Origin of the sequence: Streptomyces turgidiscabies Car8 (assembly GCF_000331005.1) — a bacterium.
Lineage (GTDB): Bacteria > Actinomycetota > Actinomycetes > Streptomycetales > Streptomycetaceae > Streptomyces > Streptomyces turgidiscabies.
Window position 1 is genome coordinate 1 of record NZ_AEJB01000176.1, and the last position, 15,814, is coordinate 15,814.

Here is a 15,814-nt window from a genome sequence, read left to right on the forward strand (position 1 = left end):
GTAGGCAGCCCACGGGGCACGGAGGTCCTGGGCGAGGGCGTCCAGGACGCCGCCGTCCGGGTCCGGGCGGGCCGAGACCGTCATCCGGCGGGCGCGCAGCACCGACGCCTCCCGTCGCCAGCGGCTGTTGACGACCCGGTGCGCGGCCGTCGGCCCCGGCGCGCCTTCCCCGGTGCCCAGCGGATCGAGGCCGGCCGCGAGCCGGCCGCCGAGGACGACGGCGACGCGCAGACTCTCGTCGTACAGACCGAGCGGGGCGCAACTGCGGCCTGCCTCCCGCGCGACGAGTTCCGCCACCGTCGCCAGCTCCTCCCGGTGGGCCGACGACTGCAGCACGGTGAACAGCCGCTCGAAGAGCGTGCGGTCCAGCGGTGCGGGCAGCGTGGCCGTCGAGGCGCCACGGCCCACCTCCGGACGCGGCGGGACCTGTCGCCCCGTCAGCCCCAGATGTGTCGGCAGACTTCCGTGGCCCCAGACACCGCTCGCATACGCCCACAGCGCCCGGCCGAACAGCTCGCCGAGGCCCGCCTCGACCATGGCGGTGTACGACGGTGACGTGCCGACCGGGCCCGGCGCGCCGCAGATGTCGAGGACCTCGGCGGCCCGTTGGAGAGCCGCGGTCGCGGCAGCCGCGTCGGCGGGCGGGGGGCGGCTCTCCCAGGCCGCGGCCAGCTCCGCGTCGAGTCGCGAGCGCCGGGCGGCGTCGGCCAGATGACCCTTCAGCGCGTCCACGGTGCGTCCGCCTGGAGAGTGCGCCACCTCCTCGACCAACGCCCTGGCCAGCACGTCGGCACCCTCCCGGGGCGCACCGCGCTCGACGGCCAGTTCGAAGCAGCGCTGGAAGTACAGGTCCTGCGGGTTTCCCGCCACGACGCCCAGCGCCCGGCGGGCCTTCTTGAGCAGAGTGAACCACTGTGCCGTCTCCGCCAGCCGTCCGGCGGACTCCTGCATCAGCTCATCGAGGAGCGAGGCCTCGGCCGGGGCGAGGAAGTCCGCCGCGAGGGCGGGACGCAGCGCCGGCCTGACGATCAGCGGCAGCACGATCAGCTTGACCGTCCGGGTCAGTGGCGCCCCGCCGGGACCGCTCAGCGGATCGAGTCCCGGGCCGAGTTGGCGCCAGGCGTGGTCGATGACCAGGGCACGCGGTCGGCGCTCACCGGTCGGCTGGCTGGAGGGCGGCATGTCAGGAGCGTACGCCGAGGCCAAACGCGCGTACGAACCTGGGATCGGTAGGCGTCCGGGGCCGCCTAGCGTCCACTTCGTCAGCAGAACGACAGGGAAGCCGAAACCGTCGGAAAGGAAGAAACGCCATGGGAATCTTCGGGCGCCGCAAGAGCCGCGAGGAGCGGACCGCCGAGATCGTGGGCGAGGTGGCGAGCGGCAAGGGGTTCTACGGCCGGGCCACGCGCGCGTTCCTCGGCGAGTCGGACTTCGCCAAGGTCCAGCAGTCGATCGGCGCGTACCACTCCGGCCTCGACGTACAGCAGTTGCTCGCCGCCGGGGCGCCGACCGTGCCCGCCACCGTCGTGTCGATCGGTGACACCGGCAAGCTGGTCAACTTCGATCCGGTCGTCGACCTGGTCCTCCAGCCGCCCGGCGCCGCCGACCGGATCACTCTCCAGACCATCGTCTCCAAACTGCGCATACCCCGCACCGGCGATCAGGTACTGCTGATCGCCGACCCCGCCCGACCCGGTGCCTACCTCTACGCCGGGGACGGCGTGACCCCGTGACCCGGCGAGCGACGGTGTCCGAGAGACCGGAGACCTGAGATGCCGGACGGCGCCGACAGCCCCGGACCGAGGCAGGTGGACAGGGTCGGTCCGTTCCAAGCAGTGCTCCTGTACTCCTGCGGGGCGATCTCGGGACTGTGCGGACCGGTGCTGCTGGTCTTCACCTTCTTCGCAGGTCTCGACTTCCTGCTCGGGAGCGTCCTGTGCACAGTGCTCTGCACGCCCCTGGGCCTCGTAATCTGGTTCGACGCCCAGTTCGAGAGGGAGAGCAACCGGCGGCTCGACGCCGTCGGGATCGGGGTGACGGCGGAGGTCACCAGCCTCACCGACTGGGACGACGGCGAGTCGACCGGAGTCGCCGCCGGGCTGCGGATCAGCGGGCCGGGGGTGCGGCCGTTCGAAACGACCTGGAAGCACGCGTCGCACCCGGCACTTCGCGTGGGACTTAGGCTCCGCGCCGTGGTCGACCCAACCCTCAGCATGTTCCGCCTGGAGCGGTGAATGAGCGCGCACGACATGCTGCAGCTGTGGTGGGTGGTGCCGGCGGTTCTGGCGTCGCTCGGCTACGGGATCTCCCTGGCCGGGCTCACCCCGGCCCAGCGAGCGGTCTGGGTGACGGCACGGATCGTGGACGTCCGACAGCCGGAGCACGGCGCCTCCAAGTACCCCGGGATTCCGGTGACGGTGGCGTTCCAGGATCCGGCCGGTGGGCGGGAGTTCGTCCTGCCGAACGCGGGCAGGCACGGGGACGGCATCGACGAGGCCTGGGTGGGCCGTGAGCTCGCGGTGCGGTATCCGCGCGGGCGGCCGCACCGGTTCCGCGTCGTGCTCGACACGGCGGGGGAGAAGAACGGCCGGGTCTTCCCGAACTGCACGGTCGTCCTGCTCCTCGTGGGGCTGGTCGTCCACGCGACCGTCCTGTGGGGCTACCCATGGGCGCTGCTCGGCTTCGGCGCTCTGCTCACCGCCTTCGCGGCGACCAGCGGTGATCTCCGCAGGGTTCGCGGGCGAGACGTCCTGCTGTCCTCGGCCGTCGCTGTCCCCGCGCGTGTCGTGGCCGTCACCAAGGACGTCTTCCAGGACGGGGAGGGCGACGAGGTCGTCAACCACGCCCCCGTCATCACCTTCACCACCCGCCAGGGCACCCATGTCACCGTACTGTCCCGCGACGGTGTTCCTCGGCCCGGCCGGTCCCTCGGCCGGCACCTCACCATCCACTACGCGCCCGACGACCCGCGCGTCTACACCCTCGACCCGGCGGCCGAGCGTCGTCACAACGAGACGGACGTCGGAGTGGTCCTCATCCTGCTGATCGCCGGACTGGCGGCAGTGGTGACCGGAGTGGTCACTCTGTGACACGAAAAAGGAATTCGAGCGGGGATGTCGAGAACCCGTACCCGGCTCCGTCCTCGAAGTGAAAGCGGCCAGAATGGGCCGCACCAGCACCGAGGAGACCCACCATGGCCAAGTACCTGCTGCTCAAGCACTACCGAGGCGCCCCGGCTCCGGTCAACTGCGTCTCGATGGACAAGTGGACGCCGGAGGAGATCTCGGCGCACATCCAGTACATGCGCGACTTCGCGTCCCGACTGGAGGAGACCGGCGAGTTCGTGGACAGCCAGGCGCTCGCGCCCGAGGGCACGTTCGTCCAGTACGCGGGTGAGGGGCGCCCGCCGGTCACGGACGGCCCGTTCGCCGAGACCAAGGACCTCATCGCCGGCTGGATGGTGATCGACGTCGACAGCTACGAACGCGCCGTCGAGCTGACCGGAGAACTGTCGGCCGCCCCCGGAGCCGGCGGCAAGCCGATCCACGAGTGGATCGAACTGCGCCCGTTCATGGCCGAGCATTGCGCCACCACGGAGTGACAGAGTCCATGGACGAGGCCTTGCTGCGCAGCCTCACCCCGAGCGTGCTCGCCGTCCTCGTCCGCCGCGGAGCAGACTTCGCGGCGGCCGAGGACGCCGTACAGGACGCACTGGTCGAGGCGCTCCGCGTCTGGCCGGACGATCCGCCGCGGGACGCCAAGGGCTGGCTGGTCACCGTCGCCTGGCGCCGGTTCCTCGACGCGACCCGCGCGGACACGGCCCGGCGCCGGCGTGAGGAGCGCGTCGACGAGGAGCCGACTCCCGGGCCCACGCCCGCGACGGACGACACCCTCCAGCTCTACTTCCTGTGCGCCCACCCGTCGCTGACCCCCTCCTCGGCGGTCGCGCTCACGCTGCGCGCCGTCGGCGGGCTGACCACCCGCCAGATCGCCCAGGCCTACCTGGTGCCCGAGGCGACCATGGCCCAGCGCATCAGCCGGGCCAAGCGAACGGTCTCCGGCATACGGTTCGACCAGCCCGGCGACGTCGCCACCGTTCTGCGCGTCCTCTACCTGGTCTTCAACGAGGGCTATTCCGGCGACGTCGACCTCGCCGCCGAAGCCATCCGGCTCACCCGGCAGCTCGCCGCGCGGGTCGACCATCCCGAGGTGGCGGGGCTGCTCGCCCTCATGCTGCTCCACCACGCCCGTCGTGCGGCCCGCACCGCGCCCGACGGGAGCCTGGTGGCGCTCGCCGAGCAGGACCGCGGCCGATGGGACGCCGCGTCGATCACCGAGGGCGTCGGCATCCTCCAGGCGGCCCTCTCCCGCGACCGGCTGGGCGAGTTCCAGGCCCAGGCCGCCGTCGCCGCTCTCCACGCCGACGCGCCCACGGCCGAGGAGACCGACTGGGTACAGATCGTCGAGTGGTACGACGAACTCGCGCGCCTGACCGACAGTCCCGTCGTCCGCCTCAACCGCGCGGTGGCCGTCGGCGAGGCCGACGGACCGCGCGCCGGCCTGGCCGCGCTCGCCGCACTGGAGGACACCCTGCCCCGCCACACCGCGGTGGCGGCCTACCTCCACGAGCGCGACGGCGACCTGGCGACAGCGGCACGTCTCTACGCCGAGGCGGCCCGGAAGGCACCCAACCTCCCCGAACGCGACCACCTGACCCGCCAGGCGGCCCGGCTCAACGCACGACGAGGCCGCTGATATCCGACCGATGCTCGATGGCCACTGGCCATCGATATTTCTGACCGGAGCCACCAGAAGCACAGCAGGCGCGGCTCGCACCGCCGCACGCCGGGCGTGCGGGGCGGAACCCGACGACGTCGCGCCCCTGTGCGCTCTTCGTCGGCGGCCGCTGCGGCGGGACGATGCTCCTGCACATCCAGAACGGGAAGCAGGGGGCGGGAACGTGGCTGTAGTCATGACGATGAGCTGGGCCGGGGTAAGCCCTGAGCAGTACGACATGGTGCGGGACACGGTCGGCTGGGAGGAGGTCGCCGCGGAGGGCGGTGAAGTACATCTGGCCTGGTTCGACGGGCGGGGGCTGCGGGTGATCGACGTCTGGGAGTCGGAGGGGGCCTTCCAGAGCTTCTTCGTCCAACGGCTGGCCCCCGCGATCGAGAAGGCCGGCATCGAAGGCGCCCCGGAGACCGCCTTCACCCCTCTCCACCGGCGTTTCGTCGCCCCAGGGGTCACCGGCGCCGCCTGACAGCCGCCCCGCGCGGGCTGACCTGCCGCGTCAGGCACCCGGCCCGGGATCCGGACGGACGGCGGACTCGATGCCGGCGCGCTGCGCTTCCAGCTGGGCGGCGAAGGCGATGCCCAGGAACAGGGCGACGCCGGTGACGTTGGCCCACAGCAGCAGGGCGACGAACGCGGTGAGCGGCCCGTACACCGCTCCGAACGCGGCGCTCTTGCCGACGTACAGGGCGAGCAGCCAGGTGGCTGAGAGCCACAGGACGAGATGGACGCCGCTGCCGAAGGCCAGCCAGGTGTAGCCCGGTTGCCTGCGGCGCGGCGACCACCGGAAGATCACGGCGGAGGCGATCCACGCGAGCGTCAGACCCACCGGGATCTCCAGGGCGACCCACCAGCGGGTGCCGTCGCCCGGGGAGCCCACGGTCTCGGCGACGGCGTCGCCGACCGCCTCACCGGCCACGAGCACCATGAACCCGAGCACCATGGGCAGGCCGCCCGCCACGGACAGCAGCAGGGCGCGGCCGTACTTGTGGGTGAAGGGGCGGTCCCGCTCGATGCCGTAGATGCGGTTGGCGCCGCGCTCGATCTGGCCCATCGCCGAGGCGAGGTTCAGTACGGCGAAGGCCAGCCCCAGCCACAGTGAGAGGGTGCTCCACACATCGCCGTGGGCGCTGCGCCGCGTCCCCGCGAACGCCTCGTCGAGCACCCCGGCACCGGCACCGGGGACGATGTCACCGAGAGCCCGTTCGATGACCCGGCCCACGACCTCCGTGTGCACGGACGTGGCGAGACCCACCAGGGCCAGGCTGAGGGGCACCAGGCCGAGCACGATCTGGAACGCCAGGGCGCGTGCGTTGGTGAAGCCGTCGGCGTAGCGGAACCGGGTGAACGAGTCCACCAGCAGCCGGACGCCGCCGTACCGCCGCAGCGCGGTGAGTGCCTCGTCCCCGGAGAGTTCCTCTCCGATCATGTCGCGGGTCTGCGGAACGTGAACGGCAGTTCCCATCGTGTACCGGCTCCCTCCACTCGACCCGGGTCCTCTCCCGGGCCACCGGCGTCTGCGGTGTCGCCTGCCCCCGAACGGCCGGTTCACCGTCCGTCGCCGCGGCACGATCCGCATTCGATCACCGAGGGAGGTGACTCCTCCGCGCTCCCGGGTACCCGGCGACACCGACCCCCACCCGCATCCTGGGGACGAGCCCGAAGGAGCCCATGATCATGACGGACGTATCCAGCACCGGCCCCACGCCCGGGGACGACCGGAAGGTGCTCACGAACCGGCAGGGCCACCCGGTCCACGACAACCAGAACCAGCGCACGGTCGGCTCCCGGGGCCCCGCCACGCTGGAGAACTACCAGTTCCTGGAGAAGATCAGCCACTTCGACCGGGAGCGCATCCCCGAGCGGGTCGTGCACGCGCGCGGCGTCCTGGCGTACGGCTGTTTCGAGGCGTACGGCACCTGGGGCGACGAACCCGTCAGCCGGTACACCCGGGCCAAGCTCTTTCAGGAGCGAGGGAAGCGGACCGATCTGGCCGTCCGGTTCTCCACCGTGATCGGTGGCCGTGACTCCTCCGAGGCCGCCCGTGACCCGCGGGGCTTCGCGGTGAAGTTCTACACCGAGGACGGCAACTGGGACATGGTCGGCAACAACCTGGGTGTCTTCTTCATCCGTGACGCCATCAAGTTCCCCGACGTCATCCACGCGCTCAAGCCCGACCCGGTGACCTTCGAGCAGCAGCCGCGGCGCATCTTCGACTTCATGTCACAGACGCCCGAGGCCATGCACATGCTGGTCAACCTGTTCAGCCCGCGCGGCATCCCGGCCGACTACCGCCATATGCAGGGTTTCGGCGTCAACACGTACAAGTGGGTCAACGACGAGGGCCGTACCGTGCTGGTGAAGTACCACTGGATGCCCAGGCAGGGCGTACGCAGCATGACCGAGGAAGACGCCGCGAACGTCCAGGCGGAGTCGCTCGGCCATGCGACCAAGGACCTCTACGAGGCGGTGGGCCGCGGCGACCACCCGGAGTGGGAACTCCTGGTGCAGATGATGGACGACTCCCATCACCCGGAGCTGGACTTCGACCCGCTGGACGACACCAAGACGTGGCCGGAGCAGGACTTCCCGCCCCGGCCGGTCGGCCGGATGGTGCTCGACCGTATGCCGGAGAACTTCTTCGCGGAGAACGAGCAGATCTCCTTCGGCACCGGTGTGCTCGTGGACGGCCTGGACTTCTCCGACGACAAGATGCTGGTCGGCCGCACCTTCTCCTACAGCGACACCCAGCGCTACCGGGTCGGGCCCAACTACCTCCAGCTGCCCGTCAACCAGGCCAAGAACGCCGAGGTACACACCAACCAGCGCGACGGACTCATGGCGTACCACCAGGACGGTGGAGGCGAGAACCCGAGCGTCAACTACGAGCCGTCCATCACCGGCGGACTGCGTGAGGCTCGGTACCCCACTGACGACGAGCAGGGCCCCGAGATCCACGGCAGGCTGACGCGCGAGCGCATCCCCCGGACGAACGACTACCTGCAGGCAGGCCAGCGCTATCTGCTGATGGAGCAGTGGGAGCGAGACGACCTGGTCAGGAACCTCACGGCCGCGCTCGCACAGTGCGATCGGGCGGTGCAGGAACGCATGGTCTGGCACTTCCTGCTCGCCGAGAACGACCTCGGCCGACGGATCGGCGAGGGCCTGGGCATCAGTGCCGGCGATGTGGCGGGCCTGGAGCCGCTGACGGGCCAGGACCTGACGGACGAGGACCGCAAGAGGCTCGCCAACCTGGGCGACAATCCGCCGCGTGACGTCGAGGGACTCACCATGACGCACTGTGTGCCCGACGAACGGCACGTGGTGACCCGGTAGAAACCCGGCACGACCGCTCCTGTCCGTCCGGATCACGGTCCGGACTCGGTGCGCTCGGCAGGGTTGTGTCGTGGTGCCGGGGTACTCGCCGCGCAACGGCGCCCACCCGGGCGTCCCGAGGGAAGGCCTGGGCTCCCATGACCACGCACGCGCGTACGTCGACCACCTCTCGTTCGCCCGTACAGAAGGCTTCGCTGCTGGTGGGCGTGGTGTTCCTGCTGGTGGGCCTCCTGGGATTCGTCCCAGGGATCACGACGCACTACGACACGATGACGTTCGCCTCGCACGAATCCGGCGCCGAACTCCTCGGGCTCTTCCAGGTGTCCGTCCTGCACAACCTCGTCCACCTGGCCTTCGGCGTGGCGGGCGTGGTCATGGCCCGCACCGCCTCCGGCGCGCGCACGTTCCTGCTGGCCGGCGGCGCCGTCTATCTGGTGCTCTGGCTGTACGGCCTGTTCGTCGGCCACGACAGCGCGGCCAACTTCGTGCCGCTGAACACGGCCGACAACCGGCTGCACTTCGTCCTCGCCCTCGGCATGATCGCCCTGGGCGGGCTGCTGACCCGGCCCCGCACCACCGCCGGTGCAAGGTGACGGCCGGGGTTCGGCCGGGGGCCAGCCGGGTCCGCAGAAGATGCGCTTATGCGCTCATCTGGGAAGATGGCATGCCAAAGGTGCAAATCTGAGCTTATTCGTCGCTGTCCGGGGAACCTGGTGCTTGTCACAGCCGTCGCGTCCTTCCGGTGAGTGACCGCACTCCCGGGACGGAAGGCATTGATGCCCTCAAGGAGTGACCGTGAGCATGTGCATCGGAGTGGAAGAAGAGTTCCACGTTCTGGAGGTGGAGAGCGGACTGCTCGTCCCGCGAGCCGATCCGATCCTGCGACGGCTTCCCCGGCGGACCTTCACCAGTGAACTGCACCAGTCCATCGTGGAATCCAACAGCGGAGTGCACGCCTCCCTGCACGACCTGTACTGCGACCTCGCCCGCACGAGGCGCCGGCTCGACCGGGCCGCCGCCTCGCTCGGCCTCGCCGCGGTGGCATCGGGCACGGCGCCGCTCGCACCCGCCTCTTCCGGGCAGCCCACCGCCGACGCCCGCTACCACCACATGGTCGAGGAGTACCGCCAGGTCGCCGACGAGCAGCTCATCTGCGGCGCCCAGGTCCATGTGGACATACCGGACCGCGACACGGCGGTACGGGTGATGTGCGAGGTCTCGCCCTGGCTGCCTGTGCTCCTGGCGCTGTCCGCCAGCTCACCGTTCTGGCAGGGCTCCGACACCGGCTACGCCAGCTGGCGCACGATGCTCTGGCAGCGCTGGCCCACCGCCGGCCCGATCGGCTGCTTCCCGAGCGCGACCGAGTACGACGCCGCGGTACGCGACCTGGTCCGGGCCGGGATCATCACCGACGCCGGGATGATCTATTACGACATCCGGCCCTCCGAACATCTGCCCACCCTCGAACTGCGGATCTGCGACGCCTGTCCGCGCGCGGAGACCGTCGTCCTCATCGCCGGACTGTTCCGTGCCCTGGTGACCGAAGCCCTCGAACGGCTGCGGCAGGGCGACGCGCCGCCCTGCCAGGGCCGACACGAATGGCTGCGCGGCGCCGCCTGGCGGGCCGCCCGGTCCGGTCTCGAAGGCACCCTCGTGGACCCCGAGACCCACCAGGACGCGTTGGCGCCACAGGTCGTGCGCAAGCTGCTCACCCGGATGCGCCCCGCGCTGGAGTCCCACGGCGACTGGCGCACGGTCAGCGAACTGACGGACGAGGCCCTCGCCGAAGGCAGCGCCGCCGAGCGCATCCGGCGTACGGCGCGGGAAGAGGATCTGCTGGCCTGCGCCGACCTGCTGATCGCCGAGACCCGGGGTGAACGCAGGAACCGCAGATCGGCGTCGCTCGGACGCGTCAACCTGCCGTACTCCGGCGCGGGCACGACAGGTCCCCCGTTCGGTTCCGGCGCGCCGGAGTCCATCGGCCGCTGACGGGCGGCGCACGCCATGGGGTCGGCACAGCCCTGGGGTGTCACGGCCGCCGGGGCTGCCCTGTCCCTCACCCACCTGCACAGGAGTGTTTCGTCATGTCCAGCGACACCACCCGGATCGTGCCCCGAAGACGCGCCGCGGCCGCCCAGGCCGTGCGACAGGGAGGTGGTACGACATGTGCGGCCTGAGCGGGGAGATCCGCTTCGACGGGCGGCGACCCGACCTCGCCGCCGTCGAGCGCATGAGCGAGCGGCTCGCCGCCCGTGGCCCTGACGGACAGGGGACGTGGACGCGCGGCGCGGTCGCGCTGGGACACCGACGTCTGAAGATCATCGACCTGTCGGAGTTCGGCGCCCAGCCGATGACCGATGCCCGGGGCCGGATCACCGGTGTCTTCAACGGGTGCGTGTACAACTACCAGGAGCTGCGCGAAGAGCTCCAGAAGCTGGGCCACCGCTTCGAGTCGACGTCCGACACCGAAGTGGTGCTCAAGGGCTACCAGCAGTGGGGAACCGCCTGCGTCGAGCACTTCTACGGCATGTTCGCCTTCGCACTCGTCGAACACCGCACCGGGCGGCTCGTGCTGGGCCGCGACCGACTCGGGATCAAGCCCCTGTACGTGGCGCGGACGCCGGGCCGGCTGCGGTTCGCCTCCACACTGCCGGCCCTTCTCGCCGCCGGAGACGTCGACACCTCCCTCGATCCGGTGGCCGTGCACCAGTACCTGAGCTGGCACGCCACCGTGGCGGCACCGCGCACCGTCCTCACCGGCGTCCACAAGCTCCCGCCGGCCACCGTGCGCGTCGTCGAGCCGGACGGCACCACCCACGACCACCGCTACTGGCAGCCGTCGTACACCCGGCGGCCCGAGTACGCCGACATGGCCCCCACCGAGTGGCGTGACGCGGTACTGGAGGCGCTGCGCACCGCCGTACGCCGCCGGATGGTCTCCGACGTGCCGGTCGGTGTCCTGCTCTCCGGCGGACTGGACTCCAGCCTGGTCGTCGCCCTGCTCGCCGACGAGGGCCAGCACGACCTCAGGACGTTCAGCGTGGGGTTCGAGCCGGAGGGGGGTGAGGAGGGGGACGAGTTCGTCTACTCGGACCTGGTGGCGAGGGAGTTCCGCACCGACCACCATCGGCTGCTGATTCCCTCCGGCCGTGTGTCGGCGGCTCTGGACGGTGCCGTCGCGGCGATGAGCGAGCCGATGACCAGCCATGACGCGGTCGCCTTCTACCTGCTCTCCGAGCAGGTGGCGAAGGAGGTGAAGGTCGTGCAGAGCGGGCAGGGCGCGGACGAGGTGTTCGCCGGCTACCACTGGTACCCGGAGCTGGCGGCGGTCACCCGGGACGAGGAGCCGGACAGATACGCCCGGACGTACTTCGACCGGCCGCATGCCGACCTCGCCCGGATCCTGCAGCCCCACATGCTGCCGGACGAGGACGTCTCGGCCCGCTTCGTCAAGGACCACATGGCGGTCCCCGGGGCCGAGACGGCCCTGGACGCGGCCCTCCGGCTGGACACGCATGTCATGCTCGTCGACGACCCCGTCAAGCGCGTCGACAACATGACCATGGCCTGGGGCCTGGAGGCCCGGGTGCCGTTCCTCGACCACGAACTGGTGGAACTGGCAGCCGCCTGCCCGCCGGAGCTCAAACTCGCCGACGGTGGCAAGGGCGTCCTGAAGGAAGCCGGCCGGAAGCTGCTGCCTCCGGAGATCGTCGACCGGCCCAAGGGCTACTTCCCTGTCCCGGCCGTCAAGCACATGGCGGGCCCCGTCCTGGACCGGGTGCGTGCCACGCTCGACGCACCCGAGGCGAAGAAGCGCGGCCTGTTCCAGGAGTCGTACGTGGCCGAACTCCTGGCGGCGCCCGACGAACACCGGACGAAGAGGGGAGCCAACGCCCTGTGGCAGGTGGCCCTGCTGGAGACATGGCTGCAGACGCACGGGATCAGGTGACCGACGAGGTCGGCGGGCGGGCGCCGCGGGCAGCGGCGCCGGCCCGGCCGTCGGCCGCGGACCGCCCCGGCACGTCCGCCCTCGCGGCACTGGTTCCACAACCGCCGGACGCGTGGCCGGCAGACGCGCACGAGCCCGCCCGCGCCGCCGCGCCCGTCCCGGTGCCGCTGCCCGACGCGGGAGGCCCGCGCGACGCGGTGACCCGGCTGCGCGCGCACGGCTGCTGGTACCCCTCCGCCACAACCGACGGCACCGAGGCGGCTTTCATCTGCGACCGGGGCGGTGTCCCGCAACTGTGGGCAGGGCCCGTGGACGGTGACGAGGTGCGGCTGCTCGACTCGACCCCGGACCCCGTCAAGGAGGTGTCCTGGTCACCGGACGGCCGCTGGATCGCGTACACCACCGCACCCGGCGGGGGTGAGCACTCACGCGTGCTGTGCGTACGGCCCGACGGCACCGGCCGCCGCATCCTCGCCGGCGCGGATCCGGGAAGTTCCGCCTACCTGGGGTGCTGGACGCACGACGGGTCGGCCGTCGCGGTCACCGTCGCCGAGACCGCCCACTCACACCCGGACCGCGGGGGACACCCGGCGACGGACCGGGACCCCGCCGCTGCCCCGCGCACACCCGACCGGCCGGACCGGGACGGCCGCGCGACGCTCCTGGGCGGAGCCCGCTACGACTCCGGGCAGCGGACCGCGCCCACACCGGTCGACCTCAGGGCACCCGAGGCGCCCGCCGTCCGCGCCGGCGGCGGACTGTCGGCCTACCTGATCGATCCCGACGGTCCGGCCTCGCCGGTACTCCTCGCCACGGAGACACACGCCGCCACCCTGCGCGTGTGCGACCTCAGCCGCGACGGCACGCTCGCGCTGCTGCGCCGGGGGCCGCGCGGCCGGCGCGAGGCCGTCGTACGGCGCACGGCCGACTCGGCGACCATGTGCACGGTGCCGGTCGCCGACGGCGACCCGTGGATCGGCCGGTTCTCCCCGGACGGGCGGACTCTCTGGCTGCGCAGCGACGCCGACCGGGAGTACGCGGCCCTGTTCGCGCTCGCGCTCGACGCCGACGGCGAGCCGCACGAGAGGTCGGTCGTGGCCGAGCGCGCGGACCAGGAACTGGAACTGCTGGCGATGGCTCACGACGGCCGTACCGCCGTGCTGGTGTGGAACGCGCAGGGCGCCGGCGAACTCGAACTCGTCGAGACGTCCCGCGCACCCCAAGGCCCGGACGACACGGGGCCGGCGAGGCCCGTCTCCCTGCCGCACGAGGTCGTCACACGGGTGGTTGCGGCCGGGCCGGGGCGCATGCTGCTCGCGCTCTCCGGCTCGCAACGCCGCCCGGGAGTGTGGTGGGCCCACGAGGGCGTGTCCCTGCTGCGCACCCCGTGGTCCTCCCGCGACGAGGACGCCGTACGGCCTGGCCGACCACCCGTGCGGCCCGTTCCCCTGCGCCTCGCGGCACGCGACGGGCTGCCCCTGAGCGGCTGGTACTACAGGGCGCCGGGGCGCGCCCCGGGCGAACCGGCCCCGTGTGTGATCCATCTGCACGGCGGCCCCGAGGAACAGGAACGCCCCGTCTTCAACCCGCTCTACCACGAACTGCTCGGACGCGGTCTCGACGTCTTCGCCCCCGACGTCCGCGGCTCCTCGGGACACGGCAGGTCCTTCGTCGACGCCGACCTGGGTGCCGGCCGCTTCGCCGCACTGGACGACGTCGCGGACTGCACGGCCCACGCGGTGACGGCGGGTCCCGCCGACCCGACCCGACTGGCCGTCATGGGGCGCTCGTACGGCGGCTATCTGACGTTCGCGTCCCTCGTGTGGCATCCGGAGCTCTTCCGCACCGGGGTCGCCGTCTGCGGCATGTCCGACCTGCTGACCTTCTTCGCCGGTACGGAGCCGTGGATCGCCGATTCGGCGGTGCACAAGTACGGCCATCCGGAGCACGACCGGGCACTGCTGCGCGCTCTGTCCCCGATGAGCCGCGTCGACGCGCTGCGGGTCCCGGTGCTCGCCGTCCACGGTGAACACGACAACAACGTGCCCCCGGGGGAGTCCGAACAGTTCGTACGGGCCGCACGGGAACGCGGCCTCCCCGCCGAGCTGCTCGCCCTGCGCGACGAGGGCCACGACTTCCTGCGCGCGGACAGCCGGCGCCTGTTCCGCCGTGCCGCCGCCGACTGGCTCCAACGGCACCTCGGCAACTGACCCGTGCCCTGCGCCGGCCCGGCCGCACCCCCGGACGGCGACGGCGACGGCCCGGAGGCCGCCGCCGCGTGTTCGCCGTGCGGGGGAGTGGATCAGCGCTTCGTGTAGATGACGCCGAGCTTGTCGATCTCGTCGGCGGCGCGCCCGTGGAACCCGGCGAGCTGCCATCCCGACGGCGCGGTGCGCGTCACGCAGTCGGACGTGGTGCTTCCGCCGGCGAGGCTCCGGCCGAGGTTGGTGCTGAACTTGGCGTAGAAGATCCGGGTGTGGCCGTCCTTCGAGCCCTGGCACAGCTGGGCGGAGGTGACGTACTCCCCGCTGCCCAGAGTCAGGGACGAGGCCGTGCCGCCGGTGCCTCCGTGGGTCAGGACCTTGCCGTTGTCCAGGGTCAGACCGACGCTGTCGACGCGGGAACCGCTGCGCAGCGAGACGCTGACCGGGCGGGCGCCCGCCGGTACGGCGTCGATGTCGTTGTAGTAGTCGCCGTGCGGTCCGCCGTACTGGTCGCTGAGCTGGAAGTCCGCGTTGCGCGACCAGGAGAAGCCGACCGCGACCGGGTCGTGGTCGGACAGCATGAGACCGCCGTCGGTGAGGAACTTGGCGTGCTCGTTGTTGTAGGACGTGGCGTTCAGCGAGACCAGCTTGCTGCCGCGGTAGAGGACCTTGTCGACGACCTCGCAGGTGTTGGGCACCGTGGGCCCCGTCTGGTCGCAGACGAGGGCGTCGCTGCCCTTGGCCGGCGGGGTGCCGCCACGGACCAGCTTGACCCACGCGTCGGTCAGCCCGTTGGCGGCGCCGAACTCGGCGATGGTGTCGGCGGCGCGCGTGTAGCGGGTGTTGGTGTCACCCATGACCACGACGGCGTTGCCCGCGGAGTGCGCCTTGATGAAGGCGGTGAGCTGGTTGAGATTGTCGGCGCGTGAGGCCTCGTCGCCGTCGTTGGTGCCCGCGTTGGTGTGCAGGTTGTAGAAGTCGACGTAGACACCCTCCGCGAGGCGCTCACGTATGAAGGTGAACCCCTTGGGAGTCAGGCAGTCACCGGAGTCCCACTGGCAGGAGTTCCAGTGGACGCGCTCGAAGTCGTCCTCGTCGTAAGGGAGTTTGGACAGCGTGTTGAGCCCGCTGCCGATACCGGCGCCGCCACTGGTGGGGGTGCGGTAGGCGTGCGCCGTGTCCGCGGCGTAGAGGTAGGCGTGGTAGTTGAAGTCCTCCTCCACGTGCACGATGTCGTACGGCGCGATGCGCTGGCCGATGGCCGTGGTGCTGGTGTCGCGCGGCGTGGACGCGCTGGAGAGGATCGCCGGCAGGCCGGCGACGTTGTACGTGAGGGTGCTGAAGGTCCCGGAGGCCGGGTCCGCGGCAGCAGCCGGGGACGCGGTTGCGACGAACCCGCCGCAGGTGACGGCCGCGGCCGTGAGGTAGGTGAGAAGACGGCGCATGAGGCTGAACTCCTGTGAAGTGGAGGGGGCAGCGGGAACTTACCGCTGGTAACCCGCTTCTGTCGCCGCCTCGGGCAGGGGAGATCGAA

Annotated in this window: 14 protein-coding genes; 11 read left to right on the forward strand and 3 right to left on the reverse strand. The window is 71.4% G+C overall.

From position 1 onward, the window contains the following. A partial coding sequence (locus STRTUCAR8_RS11060) for a hypothetical protein (protein WP_006375759.1) occupies positions 1-1,182 on the reverse strand: 1,182 nt, incomplete at its 3' end. A gap of 128 nt (positions 1,183-1,310) precedes the next feature. Between STRTUCAR8_RS11060 and STRTUCAR8_RS11065 the strand changes: the two genes are divergently transcribed. The 6 genes from STRTUCAR8_RS11065 (at position 1,311) to STRTUCAR8_RS11090 (ending at position 5,260) form a co-directional block, all read left to right on the forward strand. Next, positions 1,311-1,733, forward strand: coding sequence for a hypothetical protein (locus STRTUCAR8_RS11065; RefSeq protein ID WP_006375747.1), 423 nt, complete (start codon positions 1,311-1,313; stop codon positions 1,731-1,733). Between the two features lie 39 nt (positions 1,734-1,772). Further along, positions 1,773-2,234 (forward strand): hypothetical protein, encoded by a 462-nt coding sequence (locus STRTUCAR8_RS11070; RefSeq protein WP_006375744.1) that lies wholly within the window; start codon positions 1,773-1,775, stop codon positions 2,232-2,234. Next, positions 2,235-3,089 carry a DUF3592 domain-containing protein gene (locus STRTUCAR8_RS11075; RefSeq protein WP_044472010.1) on the forward strand — a complete coding sequence of 285 codons (855 nt, stop codon included), beginning with the start codon at positions 2,235-2,237 and terminating at the stop codon, positions 3,087-3,089. 104 nt (positions 3,090-3,193) lie between these two features. Continuing rightward, on the forward strand, positions 3,194-3,601 hold the full coding sequence (locus STRTUCAR8_RS11080; protein WP_006375758.1) for a YciI family protein: 408 nt from the start codon (positions 3,194-3,196) through the stop codon (positions 3,599-3,601). An 8-nt stretch (positions 3,602-3,609) separates the two neighbouring features. Continuing rightward, positions 3,610-4,755, forward strand: coding sequence for an RNA polymerase sigma factor (locus STRTUCAR8_RS11085; RefSeq protein WP_006375753.1), 1,146 nt, complete (start codon positions 3,610-3,612; stop codon positions 4,753-4,755). Between the two features lie 205 nt (positions 4,756-4,960). Next, on the forward strand, positions 4,961-5,260 hold the full coding sequence (locus STRTUCAR8_RS11090) for a hypothetical protein (RefSeq protein ID WP_234372693.1): 300 nt from the start codon (positions 4,961-4,963) through the stop codon (positions 5,258-5,260). A 30-nt stretch (positions 5,261-5,290) separates the two neighbouring features. Here STRTUCAR8_RS11090 and STRTUCAR8_RS11095 read toward each other — a convergent pair whose 3' ends face one another. Continuing rightward, positions 5,291-6,256 carry a YihY/virulence factor BrkB family protein gene (locus STRTUCAR8_RS11095; protein ID WP_006375746.1) on the reverse strand — a complete coding sequence of 322 codons (966 nt, stop codon included), beginning with the start codon at positions 6,254-6,256 and terminating at the stop codon, positions 5,291-5,293. Between the two features lie 212 nt (positions 6,257-6,468). On the opposite strand from STRTUCAR8_RS11095, the gene STRTUCAR8_RS11100 reads away from it, so the two are divergent. The 5 genes from STRTUCAR8_RS11100 to STRTUCAR8_RS11120 all read left to right on the forward strand — a co-directional run bounded on the left by STRTUCAR8_RS11100 (position 6,469) and on the right by STRTUCAR8_RS11120 (position 14,286). After that, positions 6,469-8,127: a catalase gene (locus STRTUCAR8_RS11100; protein WP_044472014.1), complete on the forward strand. Its 1,659-nt coding sequence runs from the start codon at positions 6,469-6,471 to the stop codon at positions 8,125-8,127. A gap of 137 nt (positions 8,128-8,264) precedes the next feature. Next, a complete protein-coding gene (locus STRTUCAR8_RS11105; RefSeq protein WP_006375751.1) occupies positions 8,265-8,720 on the forward strand; it encodes a DUF4383 domain-containing protein in 456 nt (151 codons plus the stop codon). Positions 8,721-8,928: 208 nt separating this feature from the next. After that, the gene (locus tag STRTUCAR8_RS11110) at positions 8,929-10,116 is read left to right on the forward strand and encodes a carboxylate-amine ligase (protein WP_044472011.1); all 1,188 of its coding nucleotides are present in this window, start codon (positions 8,929-8,931) and stop codon (positions 10,114-10,116) included. Between the two features lie 175 nt (positions 10,117-10,291). After that, a complete protein-coding gene (locus tag STRTUCAR8_RS11115) occupies positions 10,292-12,076 on the forward strand; it encodes an N-acetylglutaminylglutamine amidotransferase (RefSeq protein ID WP_006375760.1) in 1,785 nt (594 codons plus the stop codon). Then, positions 12,049-14,286 (forward strand): S9 family peptidase, encoded by a 2,238-nt coding sequence (locus tag STRTUCAR8_RS11120; protein ID WP_086025751.1) that lies wholly within the window; start codon positions 12,049-12,051, stop codon positions 14,284-14,286. The genes STRTUCAR8_RS11115 and STRTUCAR8_RS11120 overlap by 28 nt, the downstream gene beginning before the upstream one ends. A 92-nt stretch (positions 14,287-14,378) precedes the next feature. On the opposite strand, the gene STRTUCAR8_RS11125 is transcribed toward STRTUCAR8_RS11120, so the two are convergent. Beyond that, positions 14,379-15,725, reverse strand: a complete 1,347-nt coding sequence (locus STRTUCAR8_RS11125; protein WP_006375763.1) for a jacalin-like lectin — start codon at positions 15,723-15,725, stop codon at positions 14,379-14,381. Positions 15,726-15,814 lie beyond the last annotated feature (89 nt).